20 protein-coding genes are annotated in these 22,016 nt (G+C 43.2%); 12 read left to right on the top strand and 8 right to left on the bottom strand.

Going from position 1 to position 22,016, the window contains the following annotated elements; translation table 11 throughout:
- The first annotated feature begins 13 nt into the window (after window positions 1-13).
- The 3 genes from DSM107010_RS18815 to DSM107010_RS18825 all read left to right on the top strand — a co-directional run bounded on the left by DSM107010_RS18815 (window position 14) and on the right by DSM107010_RS18825 (window position 3,146).
- Entirely contained in the window at window positions 14-874 is an 861-nt protein-coding gene (locus tag DSM107010_RS18815) for a glycosyltransferase family 2 protein (protein WP_015153279.1), read from the top strand.
- 78 nt (window positions 875-952) lie between these two features.
- On the top strand, window positions 953-1,891 hold the full coding sequence (locus tag DSM107010_RS18820; protein ID WP_106169732.1) for an SDR family NAD(P)-dependent oxidoreductase: 939 nt from the start codon (window positions 953-955) through the stop codon (window positions 1,889-1,891).
- A gap of 88 nt (window positions 1,892-1,979) precedes the next feature.
- The gene (locus DSM107010_RS18825) at window positions 1,980-3,146 is read left to right on the top strand and encodes a glycosyltransferase family 4 protein (RefSeq protein WP_015153277.1); all 1,167 of its coding nucleotides are present in this window, start codon (window positions 1,980-1,982) and stop codon (window positions 3,144-3,146) included.
- Here DSM107010_RS18825 and DSM107010_RS18830 read toward each other — a convergent pair.
- Window positions 3,130-4,143, bottom strand: coding sequence for an MraY family glycosyltransferase (locus tag DSM107010_RS18830; protein ID WP_106169734.1), 1,014 nt, complete (start codon window positions 4,141-4,143; stop codon window positions 3,130-3,132). The genes DSM107010_RS18825 and DSM107010_RS18830 overlap by 17 nt on opposite strands.
- 40 nt (window positions 4,144-4,183) lie before the next feature.
- Window positions 4,184-5,161 (bottom strand): NAD-dependent epimerase/dehydratase family protein, encoded by a 978-nt coding sequence (locus tag DSM107010_RS18835; RefSeq protein ID WP_106169737.1) that lies wholly within the window; start codon window positions 5,159-5,161, stop codon window positions 4,184-4,186.
- A 162-nt stretch (window positions 5,162-5,323) separates the two neighbouring features.
- On the opposite strand from DSM107010_RS18835, the gene DSM107010_RS18840 reads away from it, so the two are divergent.
- The 5 genes from DSM107010_RS18840 to DSM107010_RS18860 all read left to right on the top strand — a co-directional run bounded on the left by DSM107010_RS18840 (window position 5,324) and on the right by DSM107010_RS18860 (window position 10,729).
- On the top strand, window positions 5,324-5,956 hold the full coding sequence (locus DSM107010_RS18840; protein ID WP_127023618.1) for a sugar transferase: 633 nt from the start codon (window positions 5,324-5,326) through the stop codon (window positions 5,954-5,956).
- 40 nt (window positions 5,957-5,996) lie between these two features.
- Complete coding sequence (locus tag DSM107010_RS18845; RefSeq protein ID WP_106168450.1) at window positions 5,997-7,118, top strand: hypothetical protein; 1,122 nt, start codon at window positions 5,997-5,999, stop codon at window positions 7,116-7,118.
- A gap of 34 nt (window positions 7,119-7,152) precedes the next feature.
- Window positions 7,153-8,034 (top strand): phytanoyl-CoA dioxygenase family protein, encoded by an 882-nt coding sequence (locus DSM107010_RS18850; protein ID WP_106168451.1) that lies wholly within the window; start codon window positions 7,153-7,155, stop codon window positions 8,032-8,034.
- Window positions 8,035-8,075: 41 nt separating this feature from the next.
- Entirely contained in the window at window positions 8,076-9,191 is a 1,116-nt protein-coding gene (locus tag DSM107010_RS18855; protein ID WP_106168452.1) for a FemAB family protein, read from the top strand.
- A gap of 392 nt (window positions 9,192-9,583) precedes the next feature.
- Window positions 9,584-10,729, top strand: coding sequence for a DegT/DnrJ/EryC1/StrS family aminotransferase (locus DSM107010_RS18860; RefSeq protein ID WP_106168453.1), 1,146 nt, complete (start codon window positions 9,584-9,586; stop codon window positions 10,727-10,729).
- A 32-nt stretch (window positions 10,730-10,761) separates the two neighbouring features.
- On the opposite strand, the gene DSM107010_RS18865 is transcribed toward DSM107010_RS18860, so the two are convergent.
- The 4 genes from DSM107010_RS18865 to DSM107010_RS18880 all read right to left on the bottom strand — a co-directional run bounded on the left by DSM107010_RS18865 (window position 10,762) and on the right by DSM107010_RS18880 (window position 16,521).
- Window positions 10,762-12,978 (bottom strand): GumC family protein, encoded by a 2,217-nt coding sequence (locus DSM107010_RS18865; RefSeq protein WP_106168454.1) that lies wholly within the window; start codon window positions 12,976-12,978, stop codon window positions 10,762-10,764.
- Window positions 12,979-13,163: 185 nt separating this feature from the next.
- Window positions 13,164-14,453 (bottom strand): hypothetical protein, encoded by a 1,290-nt coding sequence (locus DSM107010_RS18870; protein WP_106168455.1) that lies wholly within the window; start codon window positions 14,451-14,453, stop codon window positions 13,164-13,166.
- A 559-nt stretch (window positions 14,454-15,012) separates the two neighbouring features.
- Window positions 15,013-15,402: a nuclear transport factor 2 family protein gene (locus tag DSM107010_RS18875; protein ID WP_127023621.1), complete on the bottom strand. Its 390-nt coding sequence runs from the start codon at window positions 15,400-15,402 to the stop codon at window positions 15,013-15,015.
- A 99-nt stretch (window positions 15,403-15,501) separates the two neighbouring features.
- The gene (locus tag DSM107010_RS18880; RefSeq protein ID WP_106167726.1) at window positions 15,502-16,521 is read right to left on the bottom strand and encodes an aldo/keto reductase; all 1,020 of its coding nucleotides are present in this window, start codon (window positions 16,519-16,521) and stop codon (window positions 15,502-15,504) included.
- 141 nt (window positions 16,522-16,662) lie between these two features.
- On the opposite strand from DSM107010_RS18880, the gene DSM107010_RS18885 reads away from it, so the two are divergent.
- Together DSM107010_RS18885 and DSM107010_RS18890 are read left to right on the top strand one after the other, a co-directional pair.
- Window positions 16,663-17,382: a 2-phosphosulfolactate phosphatase gene (locus DSM107010_RS18885; protein WP_015153264.1), complete on the top strand. Its 720-nt coding sequence runs from the start codon at window positions 16,663-16,665 to the stop codon at window positions 17,380-17,382.
- 118 nt (window positions 17,383-17,500) lie between these two features.
- Entirely contained in the window at window positions 17,501-17,968 is a 468-nt protein-coding gene (locus tag DSM107010_RS18890; protein WP_106167727.1) for a nucleoside 2-deoxyribosyltransferase, read from the top strand.
- 80 nt (window positions 17,969-18,048) lie between these two features.
- Here the strand turns inward: DSM107010_RS18890 and DSM107010_RS18895 are convergent, their stop codons facing one another.
- On the bottom strand, window positions 18,049-19,287 hold the full coding sequence (locus tag DSM107010_RS18895; RefSeq protein WP_181246359.1) for a glycoside hydrolase family 10-like protein: 1,239 nt from the start codon (window positions 19,285-19,287) through the stop codon (window positions 18,049-18,051).
- Window positions 19,288-19,681: 394 nt separating this feature from the next.
- Here DSM107010_RS18895 and DSM107010_RS18900 point away from each other — a divergent pair, with 394 nt between their 5' ends.
- On the top strand, window positions 19,682-20,431 hold the full coding sequence (locus DSM107010_RS18900) for a hypothetical protein (RefSeq protein ID WP_015153261.1): 750 nt from the start codon (window positions 19,682-19,684) through the stop codon (window positions 20,429-20,431).
- On the opposite strand, the gene DSM107010_RS18905 is transcribed toward DSM107010_RS18900, so the two are convergent.
- Window positions 20,333-21,646 carry a polysaccharide deacetylase family protein gene (locus tag DSM107010_RS18905; protein WP_199755627.1) on the bottom strand — a complete coding sequence of 438 codons (1,314 nt, stop codon included), beginning with the start codon at window positions 21,644-21,646 and terminating at the stop codon, window positions 20,333-20,335. The two genes, DSM107010_RS18900 and DSM107010_RS18905, sit on opposite strands and share 99 nt — an antisense overlap.
- Here DSM107010_RS18905 and DSM107010_RS39775 point away from each other — a divergent pair.
- Complete coding sequence (locus DSM107010_RS39775; RefSeq protein ID WP_199755628.1) at window positions 21,603-22,016, top strand: hypothetical protein; 414 nt, start codon at window positions 21,603-21,605, stop codon at window positions 22,014-22,016. The two genes, DSM107010_RS18905 and DSM107010_RS39775, sit on opposite strands and share 44 nt — an antisense overlap.

A 22,016-nucleotide genomic window follows, 5' to 3' on the forward strand; every position in this document is an offset into this window, starting at 1 on the left:
TTTGTAACGGCAAATGAAACCACTTGTAAGTATTGGAATGCCTGTATTCAACTGCGAACAAGTACTGACATCAGCAGTGAATTCGATAGTGAATCAAACCTACCAGAATTGGGAACTCATTCTGATCGATGATGGTTCTAAAGATAAAACTTTAGAAGTGGCAAACAGCTTTAGCGATCCGCGAATTAAAGTCATTTCAGATGGGTTAAACCTAAAGCTTCCTCGTCGTCTGAACCAGGCAATTAGCTTAAGTAAAGGCAAGTATTTTGCTCGAATGGATGGAGATGATATTTCATATCGCGAGCGCCTGCAATTACAAGTAGAATACTTAGAAAAGCATCCAAAAGTTGATGTTTTAGGAACTCAAATTCTCGTATTTGACGGCGAAGGTAATCCTAGAGGAAAGTCGGTTTCAAAAGTTTCTCATGTCGAAATCTGTTCTCGTCCCTGGGCTGGCTTTTCTCTTGCGCATCCAACATGGATGGGTAGAACTGAATGGTTTCGTAAAAACCAGTACAGAACACGGGCTATTAGAATGGAAGATTACGATCTTTTACTCCGCACTTATAATATTAGTTGTTTTGCCTGCCTTCCCAATATCTTACTAGGATATCGTATCGAATCTTTATCATTAAAAAAAATTTTAACTGCTAGGTATAATATCTCAACTGCTTTACTTGAAAAAGCTTTTACCGAGCAAAAATATTTATTCGCTTTTGGAGTAGTAGAACAAGGTTTTAAAGCTTTAGTTGATACATTTGCTATTACTACAAGTTTAAATTTTCAGATACTGCGTCACCGGATTGGAGAAACACTAGACGAATCAGAATTAGTTCAATGGCAGCAAGTCTTTGCAGAGTGCCAGGTTAAATAAAACTGCTGCATGAATGTAAAAAGTTGAAGAAAAATTCAGGTATGCCGTGAAATTCATCTTGCTAAAATTGACATAAGCATGAGTAGAGAAAAGACAACTATCCTAGTGACTGGTGGCTGTGGCTTCATAGGCTCCCACATTGTGGAAGCTCTGGTTAAAGAAGGTTATAAAGTTCGGATTCTTGATAATTTTTCAACTGGTAAACGCGAAAACCTCAGTTCTATTGACTCAAACAATGTTGAGGTTTGCATAGGTGATGTCACGGACTTTTCAGCGGTTGATGCAGCTGTGGAAGGATGTGAGTATGTATTTCACGAAGCAGCTGTTGTGAGCGTTCCTAAAAGCGTTGAAGATCCAGTAGGAACAGGGAAAGTTAACTATGGTGGAACCCTCAATGTTTTAGAAGCAGCTCGCAAACATGGCGTGCATCGTGCAATTTTTGCAGGAAGTGCTGCGGTATACGGTGACGAACCAACTTTACCAAAACATGAGTCAATGCAAGCTTGTCCTATTACTCCTTATGGTGCAGATAAACTGGCATCAGAAGTCATGGGACATGTTTATGCTCGAAATTTTGGTCTAGAGTTTGTCAGTTTGCGTTACTTTAATGTTTTTGGTTCTCGTCAAGACCCATCCAGCCCATACTCAGGAGCAATCTCTATATTCTGTAATAGAATGCTTCAAGGCAATGCTCCAACAATATACGGAGATGGACTTCAAAGCCGAGATTTCGTTCATGTGTCTGATGTGGTTCGTGCCAACTTGCTAGTGATGCAACACCCAAAAGCAGCAGGAAGAACTTTTAACGTAGGACGAGGGATAGCAACAAACTTATTGGAAATTGTCCAAGCAATTAACGATTTGAGCGGACAACACTTGACACCAATCCATCAAGAGGTTCGCCCTGGAGATATTCGCCACAGCCTTGCCGACAACACGGCGTTGCAAAATTTGGGGTGGACTCCCCAAACGAGTATTCGCACGGGTTTACAAGAGTTATTACAGTCAAATTTTTAGTAGCTCAATTCAATCTTAAAGTCTATATTAAAGATTTTTCTCAACCAAAACCTATTCAAGTTACTAACAGATTTTAGATAATTTCAGTATGAATAAACTATTAATTGTTACCACTGTACCAGCTACGATTGATGCCTTTCTCTTCCCTTATGTTCACTATTTCCGCACTAAAGGCTGGCGAGTGGATGCAATGGCACAAGGCATCTCAACTAATACGAATTGCTTGGAAGCTTTCGATCGCGTCTGGGAAGTAGAATGGTCGCGCAACCCTCTTCAACTTCAAAATCTCATGGTTGCTCCACAACAAATTCGACAAGTGGTAGAGCAAGAAGGATACGATCTAGTTCACGTGCATACTCCAGTAGCGGCTTTTGTGACTCGATATGCTCTCAAGAATTTAAGAAAGCGGGGTCAGCCGAAGGTGATTTACACTGCTCATGGTTTTCACTTTTATCGCGGTGGGAAGCTGTTAAAAAATGCCGCTTTTCTGTCCCTAGAGAAGCTGGCTGGAGCCTGGACAGATTACTTAATAGTTATCAACCGAGAGGATGAAGCAGCCGCCAAACGATATCAGATTGTTCCTGACGAGCGACTCCGCTATACTCCAGGAATTGGAGTAGATTGCGATCGCTACAGTTCCAAATTTGTTAGCGATTCTGAAATCCAAATGGTACGCCAGGAGTTAGGATTAGCACCGAATGCACCACTTTTTCTATCAATTGCTGAACTAAACCCTGGTAAGCGACATCAAGACATTTTGCAAGCATTGGCACAGCTAAGACGGTCTGACGTACACTTGGCATTGGCTGGAACCGGACCGCAACAGGCAAAATTACAACAGCTAGCATTCCAGTTGGGTATTGCCGAGCAAATACACTTTTTGGGTTATCGTCGTGATATTCCTGCTTTGATTCGTGCTTCAGTAGCCACAGTACTTGCTTCTGAGCGGGAAGGACTACCGAGGAGCATTATGGAGTCACTGTGTCTGGAAACTCCGGCGATCGGCACGAAAATTCGCGGTATCCAAGATCTACTTGCAGAAGGCTGCGGTCTTTTGGTCAAGGTTGGGGATGTAAAGGGATTGACTGAAGCTATGGCTCACATACTCGATCGCCCCGAAGAAGTCAAGCTTATGGGTCAACGGGGTAAAGAACGGATGAATGAGTACGAGCTGCAAAAAATTATCGAAATGTACGAACAACTGTATGCTGAAGCATTAGGGCAAAAAATTGTCGAAGTTAAGACCCCTGCTTGATCGGGCGCGATCGCATATAAATTTCGCCGCCTAATCCCGCCGCTACCGTACCGATCGCACCCACGATCGCACCCTTTAAGCCATAAAATCCTACAACTAACGCGATCGCGAGCGTTATTCCCATATACGTAGCGGCAACCCGTCCATGCGACCAACCAGATTGCTGTAGTCTTTGATATAGATGACTGCGATGTGCTTGAAAAATATTTTCTCGCTTTAAGAGGCGACGCACGATCGTATAAATTGCATCTCCTACTAGTGGGAAAGTCACAACTATGGCTGACCAAGCCTGTAGTGTGCTATCGCCAGCATTGAGTAAAGCGATCGCTACCGTAGCACCTAAAACAGTACTACCTGCATCGCCCATAAAGATCTTGGCTGGCGACCAGTTCCACCACAGAAAGCCTACGAGCGCTGCTACAAGAAACCACAACAGGGGTTGATGTAGGTAAAAGGCAAAAAAACCTAATTGAATCGCACTCGTTCCAGCTACGATTCCATCTAACCCATCCATAAAGTTGTAGAAGTTGACGATCGCTGTCATACCAATTGCAGTGAGAACAATTGCTACGATACTCCCGACAACTCCAAACTGCGATAGCCAAGGCTGAGGAAAAGCACCAAAATAAGTCACTGCAACTCCAGCAGCAGCCAACTGAACCAAATAACGAATGCCTGCGGGAACGTTACTGCGATCGTCAATAATTCCGACAATAGCTAGTGGAATTAGTATTAACCAGACGATCGCTAAATTAAGATTTAATGGTACGTCTGCAAACAGATGAACATAGTTATTTCCCATAGCAATCACACTCGTAATGGCGAAGGCAATAATAAATCCTAAGCCGCCACCCCGGGGAGTAGGCTGGGTGTGAGAACTGCGCTCGTTCGGAATATCTAGTAAGCTCTGCCGAAAGCGCTGTCTAATCAAATTCACGGTCAGGAAACTAATTCCAAAGCTGAAGACCGACAACACGATCGAAGGCATGGTAGTCATATTCTGTAAAGAAGAACCATTAAAGCATATTTGCTGTATGTCAAGTTGGCGATCGCAGCATTTGTGCTAAACCTGCATCAACTGTAAAGGGGGGTTGCCAGTTCAGAGTCTTCTGAATGTAACTGCTATCAATTGCTAAACTTCCTAGCAGGCGATCGATAGTCGATGTGTTGAGAGGCAATTGTTTTTTACTAACATTCTGTACGGTATCGCCTAATTTTCCTCCCAGTTGCAACCAACTTGGAGGAACTGACAGCATGTTACATGGGTGCTTTAAGTTGACGGCAATTTTTTGAATTAATTCTGGTGTGGAAAGATCCTCTCCATCGCTGACTAAAAATGTTTGATTTGCTGCTTGGGGATGGTTCAGGGTAGAGGCGATCGCATCTACTAAATTTCCCACATAAATTAAACTGCGACGATTTTTAACTGCACCAAATGGCAGTGGTAAACCTGTTTGAACGAGTTTAATTAACCGTTCCATATTACCAGGATTTCCCGCACCATAAACTAGAGGCGGACGTAAAATTGTCCAAGTCATAGCACTTTGACTAGCAAGCTGTACTATGGCTTGTTCTGCTTGCAGTTTGCTGCGACCGTAGGGCGTATCTGGTTGACAGGGCGAACTTTCCGTGAGGGGGCGATCGCTACTTGAGGTCATTGCTCCAATCGAACTTACGAATACGAACCGCTTCACCCCTGCGGCGATCGATTGCTTGACTAGATTGACCGTTCCCTCGGTATTGACACGCAAAAACTCTGCTTCTGGATCGGACGCTTTATCTTGAAGAATATGGGCGCGTGCTGCTAGGTGAACGACTATATCTATACCCTTTAAAGCCGAATGCCAATCAGTCTTGCCGTCAATATTACCAACTTTTACGGCTGTAACGTTGGCTGGCAGTCGTGCAGAATCGTTTCGTACAGCTGCCACAATCTGCAATTTCTCTTGCAGCAGTCTGGGTAGCAAATGGCTAGCAACAAAGCCAGTGGCTCCAGTAACCAAAATCGCGTTCATACTGAGTCCCGTCATTTACGGCGATAGCACAATCCATCAGGTAACAGAGTACTATTTTTTACTTAAAAAACTGTAATATAAGAAAAACTCTGTTACAGTTCGGACAGAAGAAATCATACCTAATTATTTATTTCGTCTACTCAAGTAAATCTGCTGTTATTTATGCGCAGGCTCAAGCAGTTAAGCCGATTAGTTAAATTGTTGCTCGATCGCTTTGTTGCCGCGATCGCGCTGATCGTCTTGTCTCCTATAGTTATTTGTGTTGCGATCGCCATTCACTTTCGCATGGGTTCTCCAGTTATTTTCACTCAACCCCGTCCAGGTAAAGACGGTAATATTTTCAACTTTTACAAGTTTCGTACCATGACCGACGAGCAAGACACACAAGGAAATTTACTTCCTGACGAACAGCGCCTGACGACTTTCGGTCAATTTCTGCGGCAAACTAGCCTTGACGAACTGCCCCAACTGTGGAACGTTCTCAAAGGCGACATGAGTTTCATTGGACCTCGCCCCCTACTCGTACAGTATTTAGACCGCTACACCAAAAAACAAGCCCGTCGCCATGAAGTCAAACCAGGAATTACGGGTTGGGCGCAGGTTAACGGTCGTCGTGCCTTGGATGGTGATTGGGAAGAAAAATTTAGATTGGATGTCTGGTATGTCGATAATTGGAGTTTGTGGCTCGATCTAAAAATTCTTTTCCTCACGGTTTGGAAAGTGCTACGGCAAGAAGATATTAGCCAGGTAGGCTACGCTACAGGAGAGGAATTTCAAGGTAGTCAAACGGAGTAGAAGTTAAGCAATTCAGTTAAATTTGTTCGGATTGATAAATATGTCAAACAGATGGGAAGTAGGTTCTGAATTTGATTGGTCGCAAGAAATGCTAACTCAATCGCCATCCCCAAACCTAATCCCTCAACCTGCCGAACTATTTTCTACTGGTACTGCAATTTTATTAGCTTTTGCTCAGTTCTTGCCGCAAGAGCCAACTAGACGTTTGCGGCTGCATTTACCTTGTTTTTTTTGCATGAAAGTTGCAGTCAAGCTCAATCTAGTTTTCGAGCTTTATTGGTATAGAGACTTGCCAACTTACAATAGTCCTGACTTTAGCACTCTTAACCCATTACCAGGCGATTTCGTCTTAGCAGTTAATTTTTTTGGCGTTAGGGACGGGCAAGTTTGGCAGGATTGGTCAGCTCAGCATCAAGATATTATTTTAATAGAGGATCACAGCCACGATCCATTTTCTCTCTGGGCGCGACAGAGTACGGCACAATACGCTATGGCATCTTTACGAAAAACTTTGCCTATTCCCGATGGTGCAATTATCTGGTCTCCCCAAAAGCTAAAATTACCAAAACCAGTTAGAGCGAATTCAGTTGGTGCTTATAAGAGGCTGACAGCAATGTTACTAAAAAGAGCTTACTTAGATGGAACAAATATTTCTAAAAAGATCTATCGCTGCCTAGATTTAGAGAGTCAAGTTGAGCTAGATGAAGAAGAAAACTGTGCTGCAAGTGAATTTACAGCTAATATTCTGAGTTGCTTGAACATTGTTCGGTTTAGGCAGCAGCGAGAAGCAAATGTTAGGCAAATATTAAATGAGACCGCTCCAAGTGAGTCTTCAAATTGGTTTCCTTTATTTACCTCTTGGGTGTCTGGATTTGTTCCTTTTAATTTTATTTTAGTTTGTAAAAACTATGAAATTCGAGATAGTTTACGGATGTATCTAATTAGTCATAATATTTTTCCAGCCATCCACTGGCAACAATCTGAATTGGAAATATCATCTCAAGATATATTAGCAATTGAGCTATCAAATAAGATATTAACTATTCCGACCGATCAGCGTTATACTGCAAGAGATATTGCTCGGATAGGGGAGATATTATTGAATTTTAATAGCGATTTTGAGAACCTCAGCTCGGAAGCAATCGAGCACATTCATAAATAAATTACTAAACGTAATTTTGGAGAAAATCTTAAAGATGAAAACAGATCGATCGCTACTAACGCCAGAGCAGATAGCACTCTTGCCTACAGAAGACGATATTGCTTTTTACGAAGAACACGGCTGGTATATCTCAAAAAAAGTTCTTGCCGATGAAGCCATTGATGCAGCAATTTTAGGTAGCGAACAATTCTATCGTGGAGAGCGAGATGGCTCGCTTCCTTATGCTACTACTGGTTATAGCGATTGGAAACCAGGAGATAGCGACGCTGTACGCAACAATCAGCACGTTTCTTGTCGCAAGAAAGAACTGCGTCAGCTCATGTTGCACCCAATTATTGGTGCGATTGCGGCTCGGCTGGCTAGAACCAAACAAATTCGCTTATTTGAAGATACTTTAGTTTACAAAGCACCAGCTACTCGTGATTCTGAAGGAGTAGTTGGTTGGCACACCGATTATTCTTATTCTTCTAACTGTACTTCTAATAAAATGCTTTCAGCTTGGATTCCGTTTCATGAAGTTGAGCCGGATCGAGCGCCTCTAGTTGTGATTGATGGTAGCCATAAATGGTCTAATACCGACCACTTACGCTGCTTCAATCACCAAGATCTAAAAGAAATAGAGCAAAAATTTGTGCAATCGGGACAAGACATTATTGAAGTTCCGATAATTATTCAAAAAGGTCAAATTAGTTTTCATCACTGTCGAATAATTCATGGTAGCTATTCCAATCACAGTAACTTAAGACGCTTAGCATTTGCTTTATATTTACAGGACGGTGATAACTGCTATCAACCTTTTTGGAACAACGGAATACAAATTCATCACTTCCTTGACTCAGTCTGTCGAAGACTGCCCAACGGCTACCCAGACTATAGCGACCCAGATGTTTTTCCTACTATCTGGTCGGCAGAATAAGCCGATCGCTGAATCAATAGAGCAGACAATTCATAGAAAGAATGAAAACTACAATTATTTCGCCGTCCAATTCATTGTGGAAAGAAACTCTGCAAAGAGTAGCGCATGATATCTATCATTTACCTGAGTACATCATTTTAGAATCTCAAAGAAACCAAACAATTCCTGAAGCTGTGATAATTGAGGACGGCGAGCGAATCTTTTTCGTGCCCTATTTACTACGTAAGTGCGACGATATTGTTGCGGTAGGCACATTTATAGAGGAAGGTTTTGACGTTATTTCCCCCTATGGTTATCCAGGCATATTATTAAATGATGCAGCTCGTAGCACTTCTGGTTTTCCAGATCGAGCTATGGATGAATTCATTCAAGTTTTAGCGGCAAAGAAAGTTTGTTCGGCTTTTTTTCGGCTCCATCCTATCCTGAATCATGATTTTCAAACGCTCTTTTTATCCCACAGTTTTACAGAGAATGGTGAGACAGTTTCTATCGATCTCACAATTTCTGAGGCTGAAATGTGGACTCACACGAGAAAAGGGCATCGCAGTACAATTAATAAGTGTAAGAGACTGGGTTTTGTTCCCAAAATAGTACCGTTTTTGGAGTATGTAGATGAGTTTACAGAAATTTATCAAGAGACAATGAGACGTGTGAGTGCGTCAGAGAGTTACTACTCATTTAATACGAGTTACTTTTTAGAAATGCATGACGCTTTGAGAGACTGCCTGCATTTATGCATAGTTGAATTTGAAAATGAAGTAGCTTGCGCAGGTTTATATACTGAGTGCTGTCAGATCGTACAAAGTACTTTAGGCGGTACAAAAGATAAGTTCGTCATGCTGTCTCCTAGTAGTTTAGAGACAGATTACGCTCGTTGTTGGGCTAAAGCAAGGAATAACCAATTTTTACACTTAGGTGGAGGCGTGGGTGGTTCTAAAGATAGTGTTTATAATTTTAAAGCAGGCTTTGCTAAGGCAAGACATACTTTTTTAACGCAGCGTTTGATTCTAAATGAGGAAAAATACCGCTACTTGGTTGAATTAAGGGCTAAGTTTTTAAACGTTCCTGTCTCTAACTTACTACAATCGAGCTTTTTTCCAGCTTATCGCTTAGATTCAAAAGGTCAAACTGACATTGAGAAGAGTCAATACTGTTAGCTAGTAAGGTTAGCCAGTAAGGATAGATCGCTACTGGTTTTCTAATTACTTTACTTTCGTGAATTCAAATGTATAATTTTTTGCATAAATCGATGATAAATCGGAAACAAACCAAGTAAAAAATTGGTATATGGACAAGTTCATACTAATTTTGTCGAACAATAGCTATGGAACAATTAGTCAGTAATTTTTCATTCTCCCACAAGTCTATTACTATAAAATAAACTTTAGGTTATACTATTTTTTAATAACTGTATAAGTAGCCTGTAAAAAGAAACCATGATTTTTGGTATGAATAAATAGAAGTACGATCGAGATAAAGTAGGCTCATTCTTATTATTTAGACGCTGATAGAGTAGAAAAATTTATATCATTTGTATGTATTTTATTAAATGATTAAACCGATCCTGCTTTCTATTCCTCATATGAACGGGGAAGAGATTGAGTATGTCAAAGAAGCCTTTGATACAAATTGGATTGCCCCCGTCGGTCCCCATTTAGAAGCTTTTGAACAAGAATTTTGTCATGTAATTGGTGTCAATCATGCTGCTGCTGTAGTATCTGGCACGGCGGCTTTACACTTAGCCTTGCAGTTAGTTGGAGTCGAGTCTGGAGACGAGGTATTTTGCTCGACACTCACTTTTGCGGCTTCAGCCAACCCCATCGTCTATTTAGGTGCAAAACCTGTCTTCATTGACAGCGATCGCACTTCGTGGAATATGAACCCCGAATTGTTACAAGCAGCCTTGGACAAACGGGCGCGGTTAGGTAAATTACCTAAAGCCGTAGTTGTCGTTCACCTATACGGTCAAAGTGCTGACATTGACCCGATTTTAGCAGCCTGCAACCGCTACGAAGTAGCGTTGATTGAAGATGCAGCTGAATCTCTAGGAGCAACTTACAAGGGGCGATCGCCCGGAAGTTTCGGTAAAATTGGCATTTTTTCTTTTAACGGTAATAAAATCATTACGACATCTGGAGGTGGAATGTTGGTTTCCAACGAGCCAGAAATTGTCATCAAAGCCAGATTTCTCTCCACTCAAGCACGCGATCCAGCGCCCCACTACCAACACTCAGAAATCGGTTACAACTATCGGCTGAGCAATGTATTGGCGGGAATTGGTCGAGGTCAATTGCAAGTCCTGGAGCAACGGGTACAAGCTAGAAGGCGTAACTTTGAAGTTTATCGGCAAGCTTTGGGCGAATTGCCAGGAATATCATTTATGCCAGAAGCGAGTTACGGTCGCGCCACGCGCTGGTTGAGCTGCATGACAATCAATCCTCATATTTTCGGTGCAGATAGAGAACAAGTCCGTAAAATCCTCGCTCAGCAGCACATTGAGACTCGCCCAGTTTGGAAACCACTTCACCTCCAACCTGCTTTTGCCCAATACGAGACAGTTGGAGGTGAGGTAGCGGAAGAGCTGTTTGCTTGCGGTCTGTGCCTTCCTTCTGGCTCTAATTTAACCAACGAGGATTTAGAGCGAGTCGTAGGGGCGATCGCTAAAATTTGCTCTGTTGGGATCAAAATGAACTGAGTGGTTACCAATTCAATCGAACCAGAAAAACCTCATCTCTTTTTGCTAATGCTCAGAGGAGAATGACTTTCCGCTAATGCTACATTATCATCTTCTTCCGACTGGCTAGAACGATAATAGTAGTATTGTTCGCTATCGGGATTAAATCCATTCACTACCTGACCGAGAACATGTTGCCCTGACTTTTCTAGAAATTCTTTAGCACGGATAGCAGCAGCAGTATCTACCACACCAGGTCGAACAACTAATAAAACTCCATCGGTCATTTTACCCAAAATTGCTGCATCAGCAGCCGCATTTAAAGCAGGAGTATCAATAATTGTGTAGTCGTAATTGGCTGAAAAAACAGTAACTAGAGATGCCATCCTTTGAGAATCCAGTAATGCCATTGGATTCGGTGGAATCACTCCAGAAGTTAGGATGTGAAGATTAGCCGTAATCTTTTTGATCGCTGTTTTTGGTTCGGTCTGACCCACAATGATATTACTCAAACCCAAGTGATTTGGTAATTCCCAGATTTCATGCTGCAAGGGACGATACATATCTGCATCAACTAACAATACCTTACGCCCCATTTGAGCGATAGTGACAGCTAAATTTGCCGCAACTGTTGATTTTCCTTCTTTAGGAACGGAACTCGTAACGACAATTGCTTTGAGCTGTTTATCAGAATTCAGAAATTTCAAATTAGCTTGCAGCATTCGATATGCTTGGCTGAAAGGCGATCGCGGTGACTCTTGCACTAAAATTTCTGGTGTAGCTCTTTCTAGGGAGCGATCGCGCAAGAAAATGTTCTCAGATTTTTTCAAGGCTGGAATTATTCCCAGTAAGGTATAGCCAAATATTTTTCTAGCTTCCTCAACGCTTCTGAGCGATTTATCTAGTTTTTCTAATATTAAACCAGTAGCAGCCGCTAATATTCCACCCAGCATAATTCCTGTCACCAGATATAACATTTTGCGGGGAGCAACCGCTTCTTCTGGTGGTATGGCTGCTGAAATGACGCGAGCATTACCTATATTCTGATTTTCCGCAATCCGAATTTCTTGTAATTTTTGCTGTAGTAATAAATAGGTAGATTGAGCTGTTTGAATTTTTCGTTCTAACGCTCGCTGCAATTGTTCTAACTGAGGTAACCGATCGAGTCTTTCTCTATAAGAAGATTGAACGTTTGAGATTGCTGCTATTTGGCTAGATAAACCCAAACGTCTTGCTTCTGCCCTCACAAACTCTTCTGTCAATTTTTGATCGAATTCACTATTTTGTAAGCTATTTCCTCTAAGAAGTTTTTGTTCTCCTACCACTTGTTTTAAGCGTTGTTTGAGTAACTGCTCTAAACTTGCTTTCTTTTGCTTGAGGGAGACGACATTAGGAAAATCTGCCTGAAAGCGGCTCTGTTCCACCGCTAGCTGCGATTCTATTTGTTGGATCTCTTTCAAAATACCTTGAACGGCTGGAAATTGACTTACACTAGTTACCGCTCCGGCGCTATTTAAAGTTTCTCCTAATTGCTGTTTCAGCAGTTCAGATTGAGCTTTTGCATCTGCCAAACCAGCATTAGCATTCGTAGCTTGGCGTTGCATATCGGCAATAATTGCTACTGCCGCTCTTTTTTCTTCATTTAGATCGACAACTTTATTCTGCTCTTGAAATTGACGTAACTCTGACTCGCTTTGACGCAAACTTGTTTCCGCCCTGGGCAACTGTTTTTGCACAAACTCTCTCGCAGAAACGGCTTCAGAGCGATTAGCAAGTAAGTTATTTTCTAAATAAATACCCATTAAAGTATTGACTACTGTTGCAGCTCTGTTTGGATCTGCATCCCTATAAGTAATTTGCAACACGTCCGTTTTTTTCACGTCTGTCACGTCTAGTTTTTTAAGAAATTGTTCGGGTTTAAGAGTTTTACCCGATTCATCCTTCAACTCCAACCGCGTAATCGTTTTTTTAATAATAGGCAGAGAACGTATAATTTCCGCTTCTGTATCTACAGGATTATTTTGCTCTTGTAATGGCTGCAATTCACCTATACCCTTACCCACTTCAGGTAAATACGAAGAACTAGGGCTATTTTTTCTAAATAGTAACTTTCCTTCTGCTTCATATATTGGCTTTTGCAAAGCTAAGCTTATACCTGTCAGTGCGACAACTACTCCAAACACGATTGATAGTGGTAAGTAATGTCGTTTGAGTAACAGCCAATATTGCTGTAATTTGACACTAGATTCTGTGGACTCAGGAAGTGACATGAGCGCGCTATAACTTTATGACAAAATTTAACAAATAGATATCGTATTCAATACTACCTTGAATAATGTTGTTGTAAACACCTTCTCCTCAATTCTTCTACATCGATTATTATTTTACGACAAAATTTTATCGCGAAACAATGTTTATTCATAAATCGATAGCTATAGATTGCATGAAATCGGAGCTAGGGAGAGCCAGATAAACGACGTTGCCAATCAGCATCGATTTGCGCCGGATTTTGGCTTTCTTGTTCTAATAAATCGCTATCAGTCGAGTAGACTACATCGTCTTTAGTAATCGTAGATCGAGCAGCAAACTGACTTGCATAAGCAATTTTTTGCTGTAAGACTAAATCGGAGCTAGCTAGCAGATTTGCTCTTGCTTGCCGTCTCTGATTCCGATCGCTGATTTTACGATTGCGCCTCTGCACCCAAAAATATCTTACCAGAGGTAGAAGCAAAAAACCTACGCCGTATGCAAGCAGCAACCCATAAACTCCCTGCACGAAGGCAACCAGTCCACCGAGCTGAGCTGCTGCTAACCCATCTGCGAGTAAATTCCCCAATACTAGCAACCCAACAAAATTCAACGCGCCCAAGCCAATACCGAGCATAATTTGCCCAGAGCTAGCTGCACTGAAACGATAGGGGAACTCTTGCAAAAATGCTGGTACACGTCTAGATTGTTGCTGAGTCGCACTAACTTGCAACTCTGGAAAATGGTAAACGAGATACCCTTCTGGACTAACAAGTGGTTGACCGTTGAATCTGGTCAGCACGGGCAGCATATAATCTTCGTACTCCTGGGCATATCCCTCGCCTAAGTCGTCAAGATAGGGAGCAATTTGTTCTGCCGTTACTACACCTCGATTGTTACGAATTGTAGCGGCAATCAGCGAGAAGCGTTTATCTTCTAGATCGATATTGGGATTACCATCACCAAAGAGAAACGAGAATATCGCTTCTAAAAAATTCAAATTGCTGGTTTCCCGTCTCCGCTGTCGATAGCGGGTGTCGTAATCTGGATAGAATACCCAAAACCAATCTGGACCAATCCAAAAGTAAGGCATGTAGAACCCACCACCGCCGCGATCGCCGCGATCGTCTCCATCCCGATTTGTCGCTGTAATAATAATTGCGATCGTGAGGAAGACTAGCACGATTGAGACAAGCAAAACAATGCCAAACGAAATCCGAATCAGGTAAAATAGGACTTTCCAAATTTTTTGCCACCATTCTTGCAAGCGCAACCGCCAGTATTTGTTGCGTAAAACTCCCCGCAAATTCTGCGGAAACTGGTAGGCGATTTCACCTGAGTTAGCTACCTGCATGTGTCCGCCGACATCACTTGCTAGAGCAAGTAATCCCTGTTGAGCTTGACCGACATCTAACCCGATCTGAGCTGCTACGTCTCCCACCGTGACGCGATATCCCAATTGTTCCACAGCTTGCACGATCGCGGGATTTGGAATCATACACTACCCTCGATTGCCATTCCTACCTTCTCTCAGTATAGAGTTCTATTTCGGGATGAGGAGCAATTAGCAAGTCGCAAGTCGCAAGTCGCGATGAATTCCGAATTCCGAGTTCTCACCGCGCGCCACTTATTGCAAATGGCTAGCGATCGGTCACTATTAATTTGGATCGATAACTAAAAGAAACGAAACACCTATTTGACGATCGATTTTTTTCACTCGATCTAATCTTCCCCAGGTATTTCGTTTCTCAAACTACTTTCCATTTGAGGTATATAGACAATTTAATCCAACAATAACTCTGCGTCCAGACTTGAATTCCAGTTAACCTAAATCTTTATAAAAAATTTACTATATCAGAAAACTATTATTTACCGCTAGAAATTGCACCATTGAAATATTTATTGAGCGATCGCCGCGATCGCAATATTCGATCTCATGCTCGCAAATCAGGAATTCTGCTGATATTCACCTATTAAACTTGGTATGAATTATTGCATTTCACACTGAAAAACGTGTTTCGTTCGTTTGCTAAATGCTGGGATAAATACCTTCAACTCTATCTCACCAAAGGACTACCATGATGGTGTATTAAATACCACTTGCCAGCCATCTTCTCGAAGATATTTGTAGCGATTGATTCAGCCTTGATGGTTTTGTTACTACTAGCTTGTAGCACGCGCTCAAATAACACGATATAAGCAGTCGTATCGCGAACTTCTGTATTAATAATTTCGATGTCAATTTCTAAATATTTGGTATTTTTGAAAATGACTTCCCAAGAGTCGCGAATTTGCTTCCAACCGCGCAAGGCATTTCGTCCGGGGTGAATGCAAAGGCTGGCAGTTCCCTGCGACCAAACTTGACTCATAGCTTCTAGATTTTTCTTCTCAAAAGCACGGTAAAAATTTTCATTGACTGCCAAAACCTCAGCTTCTACGTCTGTCATTCTTTACTCCTCTACTCCTGTACGGGCGGGCTTATCTAAAATTTCTGTTAGTCAGGGAGTCTATCGGTGAACCCGCCCCTACAACTCCCCACTCCCTAATTAACGTCGGTACTCGTCGCCGCAATCGCCGATTAACCGTAACAGATCTCGCGATCGTGCCAATACAGCTTCAATTTGACCCGTATCGTCTGCATCTAAAGTAAGTGCAAACACCTTAGCATTATCTGCGACGTGTTCCGATATCCCTAACCGCGTGCCAACGATCGCCCCTGCGACTGTCGGGCGATCGAGAATGTAACGGACTGCAACATTAGCAATGCTGACATCGTGCTTAGCCGCTATTTGTTTTAAAACGGCTAAAAGCTCTTGGAACAGATTCCAACCACCCCATGCATCTACCATGTTTTTATATTTTCGCAGGGAAGCTGTGTTTAACGCCGTACCTCGCGGTTCTGGTTGTTCTAAATATTTTTCTGACAGCAATCCGCCGCAAAGCGTACCGTAAGCTAAAAGTTGAATATTATGCTCTTGACAAAACGGAATCATCTTCATTAGAGGGCGGCGATCGACCAGCGAGAACTGCACCTGGTTAGAAACGATCTTAATGCCTGCTTCTGAGATGATTTTCAACCGTTCCGTGTCAAAATTTGTGAGTGCTAAGTGCTTGATTTTCCCTTCTTGCTGGAGTTCTGCTAGATAAGTTAATGCATCTATGTAGTTTTTATCTCTGTATTCCCACCAGTGGAATTGTAGCAAGTCTAGCGTCTCTACTCTCATTCGAGCTAGGGAGCGATCGATATTTTGCTCGACGACTCGCCGTGTCATCTTTGCTGGTCTGGGAACCCATTTGGTAAATGCTTGTAGGTTAGAAAGCGCCTCTTTACCCCGCGTGGCGATCGCTTGACGGCGAAACTCACCGATGAAGTCTTCAGCCGGTCCATAGTGGTCTGCTAAGTCCCAAGTAGTGAAACCAGCATCTATATAATCAAACATAGTGGCGATCGCTTGTTTTGGCTGGATCGCTCCATGCGCCCCCGATACTTGCCACATGCCATTGAGTACGCGGCAGATATTCAAATCTGGGGTAAATTGCCACCGACTAGATTCTGGTAATTGCATTTTGCTACACTTACTGTCCTATTTCACAAGGTAGCAGGAGTTTGGTAATTGGTGAGTGGCTGGTGGCTGGTGACTAGCGGCTAGAATCTTGTCTATTCACTAGCCACTAGTCACTAGTCACTCTCTACTGATAACTGTCAGATGATTTTCAACCAATCGGAGTTCGATCTGCGCTGTGAATGGGGAATCGGTGGTGTGATGCAACTGGCTCCTATTAGCGATGTAGTTGTGATTGTGGATGTTTTATCTTTCTCTACTTGCGTAGAAATTGCTACGAATCGAGGAGCGATAATATTTCCTTATCGCTGGCAAGATGATACAGCGATCGCCTATGCTCAGTCTGTCAATGCAACTTTAGCAAGTCGTCGGCGTACCCCTAGCGCTGGATATTCTCTTTCTCCCTCATCCCTAGATCGGATTCCTGCGGGGACGAGATTGGTCTTACCTTCACCTAATGGTGCAACTCTGAGCTTGCAGACAGGAAACACACTAACTGTATCTGGTTGTTTGCGTAACTGTCAGGCGATCGCTGAGTTTGCTCAAAGCTGCGGTACGCAAATTGCCGTGATTCCAGCTGGGGAAAGGTGGGAAGATGGGAGTTTGCGCCCCAGCTTAGAAGACGCGATCGGTGCTGGCGCGATTCTCAGCTATTTACAGGGCAAACCCTCTCCAGAAGCAAAAGCAGCTATGGTAACATTTCAAATGTTTCGCACCGATATCGCATCAGCCTTGAGCCAATGTAGTTCGGGAAAAGAGTTAATTTCTAGAGGATTCAGTGGCGATCTCGAACTGGCGACAGCTCTAAATGTGAGTGAATGTATTCCAATATGCCGCGATCGCGCTTATATTCGGCATATTTGACATAGATCGCGAGTAGAGGCAGACGTGATAGCAATTCTCAATTGCGTGCGTAACATTTGTAGGGGCGCACAGCTGTGCGCCCCTACAGATTGTCTGTTTTACCCAATTGAAAATCGCTATGAAGCGCAAAATTATCTATCTAGCTAGTCCCTATGGATTTTCGCAGCAGCAAAAGACGCTACTTTTACCTCCCATCGTTCGGGCTTTGGAGGCGTTGGGCATAGAAGTTTGGGAACCGTTTGCCCGTAACAATCAAATCGATTTTTCTCAAGCTGATTGGGCGTATCGCGTGGCGCAGGCAGATTTGCAGGATGTGAAAAACTGCGATGGCATTTTTGCGGTTGTCAACGGCACGCCACCAGATGAAGGAGTCATGGTAGAGTTGGGAATGGCGATCGCCCTGAATAAAGCAATTTTCTTATTCCGAGACGACTTCCGGCGCTGTAGCGATAACGAACGGTATCCCTTAAATCTCATGCTTTTTGCTGGCTTACCGGAAATTGGCTGGGAAAATTATTACTATACCTCGGTAGACGAAATCCAGTTGCAGGATAAAGCGTTGTACAAATGGTTAACAGGAATGTAGACGATCTCTGTAGCACATAAAAATTTGTAGGGGCGCACAGCTGTGCGCCCCTACGGATCGCGATACATTTTATCCTAGTTTCACGGTTGAAATATCGGTTCTTCAACGACAGCAGCCCGCGCAGATGCAATCCGGGAAGCGGGAGAACGGAACAATGCCTGAAAGTAAGACTGTCGCTGTTCGCTTGGTTCTGGGGCGTAGTCCCATAGACTTTGGTAAAAGAAGAAAGCTACTCCCAAACCGCGATCGCGTGTAGCCCTCACTTGTGCTTGAATTCGTTGCATTGGCACTGGATCGTTTCTCAAACCCGTAAGAATGCCGATACCAGTGGGAATCTTTTGTTGTACCTCTTGAATTTCGGGGCGGGCAAGTTGTTGGAGAAAACTTTGCAGTTCGGGACGGTAGACTTGCACGATCAGTTCGTCAACAATCCCTTTGCGCACCCATGTTAGCCAGTCTTGCAGGTGAAATTTATAAGCAAAGTCGTAGTAGTTGGGGGCGACGGCAAAAATTGCTTTGGGCTTGCTTTGCTTAACTGTTTGATTGAGTTGAGTCATGAATGCCGTAATTTTGTCAGCCCGCCACCGCATCCACGCTGCATCGCCAGGATGGGCTGGACTGTGCTTGGTTTCCTTCTTGTACAGAGCCACCGTATATTTGTCATAGCCAAACTCGCGCGGTAAACTCATGTGGTCGTCAAACTGAATCCCATCGACATCGTACTTAGTCACGACTTCCCGTACAAGTGCGGTGATGAATTGCTGGACTTCTGGGTGGAAGGGGTTGAGCCATACGACCTCACCTGCAACATCAATCGAAGTTTTGCTCCCATCCCGTTTTTGAGTTAACCAGTTAGGGTGTTGTAGTGCTAGTTCTGAAGTAGGAGGAGTCATGAAACCAAACTCAAACCAGGGGACGACGAGTAAACCTTGGCGATGGGCTGTAGCGGCGAGATCGGCTAAAGGATCTTGTCCTTGCAAGCCTTTGCGCACGAAGGTTTGAATTCCTGCTTGTCGTGCTATGTTGCTATCGTACTGGGCGTATCCAGAATTCCAGACGACGGGATAGATGGTGTTGAAGTGCAGCCGCGCTAGTTGGCTGACAGCAGCTTGCATTTTGTCACGGTCGATGAGGGTACTCGTATCGTTATTCGTCATCCACACGCCGCGAATTTCCTCAAAAGGCTGCTGGGCGATCGCCGGAGGTGAAATACTATTCGGTATTGTTAGGGCTAACAATGTACCTAAAAGTAAGGCGAAATACTTCAGCGATCGCCACCACTCTCTAAGGATTACGTATGATTTCAAATATAATTTCATAAGCTAGAATCGCCAGCCATGCCAAATTTCACTTTTGGTAGTAGTTCTTGTCTCCACCATCATTTATCAGCATCCAACTCACCATCCGTTGTCATACTGAGAACTATTAAGATTGCGTAAAAATTCATCTAAAAAGAGGCGTTTTTTGCTAGCAAATTGTGATAAAATAAGAGCGACAACCGCAATTTAACTAAGTTCTGCCCTTAGTATTTCAGCAAACATATTTTAGTTTTGATTTGATATTAGCTGTAAATTCAACTTGAAGTTCTGCCAAGGTAAAGCATCCGAGTCAACGTATTTCTTCCTCAAGATGTGTCCGCGATCGCTCTGAGGACAGTAGTGTCCAGATTATCATAGTGGATATGTTACTACAGCTATATTTATTCTCGCACCTATGACAGGGGTTACAAAAAAAGACGCGGAGCGGATGCTGGAAAAGCAGATGGAAGCAGAACGGATGCACGATGTTTTGCTACTGCTGCAAAATTTATCTAACGATCAAGAAGCAACTATTAAATTAATCATCGATTGTCTCTATGATGCGGGTGCAGTTAATCTGATCAATCAAAAGATCCAATTTCGTCCGCTGAATCGGATGACAAAATCAGTAGCGCGGATATCCAAACCAGTATTTAGAAACATAGCGTGGTATTGGTTTAGACGAAACTGCCCGCAATTGATTGTTAATTGGTTACTGATTAAGATTACTTTTCAACCTCAGCGAGTTGCAGTGGCGCTGGCTGAAGATCGACCCGAACCTTTAGTAGAGAATGAACCGCGTCCCGTGTCTCAGAACGAACCCCGTTATCTAGAGCGCGATTTAAATCGGGTCGCAACTCTCGATCGCGAGAATCGCCAGTTACGCCATCAAGTGCGGTTGCTAACAGGGGTTTCTGTTTTAGCGATCGCAGCTTTGGGTATTGCCGTGACCATACCCCATCGTACTCTGGAAATTTTCCCTAGCCGAAAGCAACAACCAGGAGCATCTGCTAAAATTAGCAGTTCAACTGGTGTGACTCTTGAACGAGCTTGTTTAACTGGTAGACTAACGAACTGCGATTTCTCCCCGTCGATACAGTTCGCGGGCAAAGTCAGTCCACATTCCCTGTCCCCAATAGCGGAAACAACTAGTTTCCAACAATAAGTTATACAACAAGGCTTCAAGGTAGTCAGGACGCTGAGTTACCGTCGGATCTTGCTGTACTAATGAGTCATATTTAGCATGAAATGCTGCACTGAGTTGATTCATCGGTGCTAAAACATTTTCGTAGCCTTTTACCCAGCTGAGATCGTTCGTCCAAGACGCACCATCCATGTGAAATTGATGGTCAGTTGCTTTTAATTGCGCGATCGCATTTTCTACTGCTTCTGGATTTGCATTATCTGGATCGACTTGCTGCCAAATTTTGTGTTGATTTGCCGCTTGACAAGCTGGATAATCATCGGGATTAGCGCCAGCAGCCTCAATCAATTCTAAATATTCCGTGCCATTTAGTGCTACGATGCCCGCGTCATTATTGCCAGCATCGCGAATTTCATGATACACACGAAATAAATCGCGGGGATATTCATTCATCATCACGCCGCCATTTTCTCCATCAGCAATTTGGGTTACGAGAGAGGGTACAGTTACGTTACCGATTTGTTGCTTCCCTCGCCCTTTAGCTTCAAAATAAGGCTGCATTTGGGCAACTAATTTCGTATCCGAGCCTTGAGTTTTAATCAGTGCTGTAATACTAATCGTTTCACCCACAGAATTACGCGCTACTAAACGGTTAGGAAGATATTTTTGGTCGTGGTGCAACCCCGTACCATCCAAACGTTCCACTGAATGTTCTTGTACCATCAACCAGCGATAACCGCATTCTTTCAAAGCTTTGATGTATTCAAACAAAGTATCTGGGTGGTTGGGTAAGTGCATCTCAGGAGGAGAAAAACCCTTGACGCGCCGCAAAGCATCATAGCCAAAAACCGCCGCAAAATAATGCTGCCAAGCTTGAATGTGCAGCTTGAGATCGGGAATTGGCGTAGAAGGAACGACAGCATGACTCCACATCGTCCCCAGCCATTCTACATAAGGTTGGTATTGGCGATTGCAAGTTATCCGTTTGAGATTGTTCAGGATATCTTCTCGCCCCATTTGCTGCAATCCCCACAACAAATTACCTGAATAGTCCAACATAATTCGAGGATTGCAACCTTCAGCAATTAACTGCGGAATAAACTCTCCCATGCGTCCGTAGCACCAGGCAAAGACTCCGGCGTTGTGGTTATCCCCATCGTGGGGATGTTCAAACATATATTGCAGATTGCTGATGAGTTCGCCATTACCAGCTGCGGGAATTGTCGGTTGGTGCATGTGCAGGGCGCAAGCAAACCCAGCAGTAAGATTTTCTAAACGTAAATTGGTGGTAGGTAGAAATATAGGTTCGTTGTGGTTCGTTACCGATTTAATTTCCGCCTCCCAGCCGCAAATATTTGGCAACCCCGACCTCGATGCTGCTAAAACAGGTAAGTTTGATATAGCTGTTGCCGTCATAGGATTTTCCTTATCAGTTATCAGGGAGCGCACGAGCAGGAAGCAGAGGGGAGAAGAGAGAGTCGCGAAGTTGAGGAAGCAAATCAAAATTCACGCATTAATTCCGAATTCCGAATTCCGAATTCTCCCCACACTCTATACCCTACACCCTTCTTTCTTCAACCACGACAAAATTACCAAAGACGAATGA

This window comes from Chroococcidiopsis cubana SAG 39.79 (assembly GCF_003991895.1).
Classification (GTDB): domain Bacteria; phylum Cyanobacteriota; class Cyanobacteriia; order Cyanobacteriales; family Chroococcidiopsidaceae; genus Chroococcidiopsis; species Chroococcidiopsis thermalis.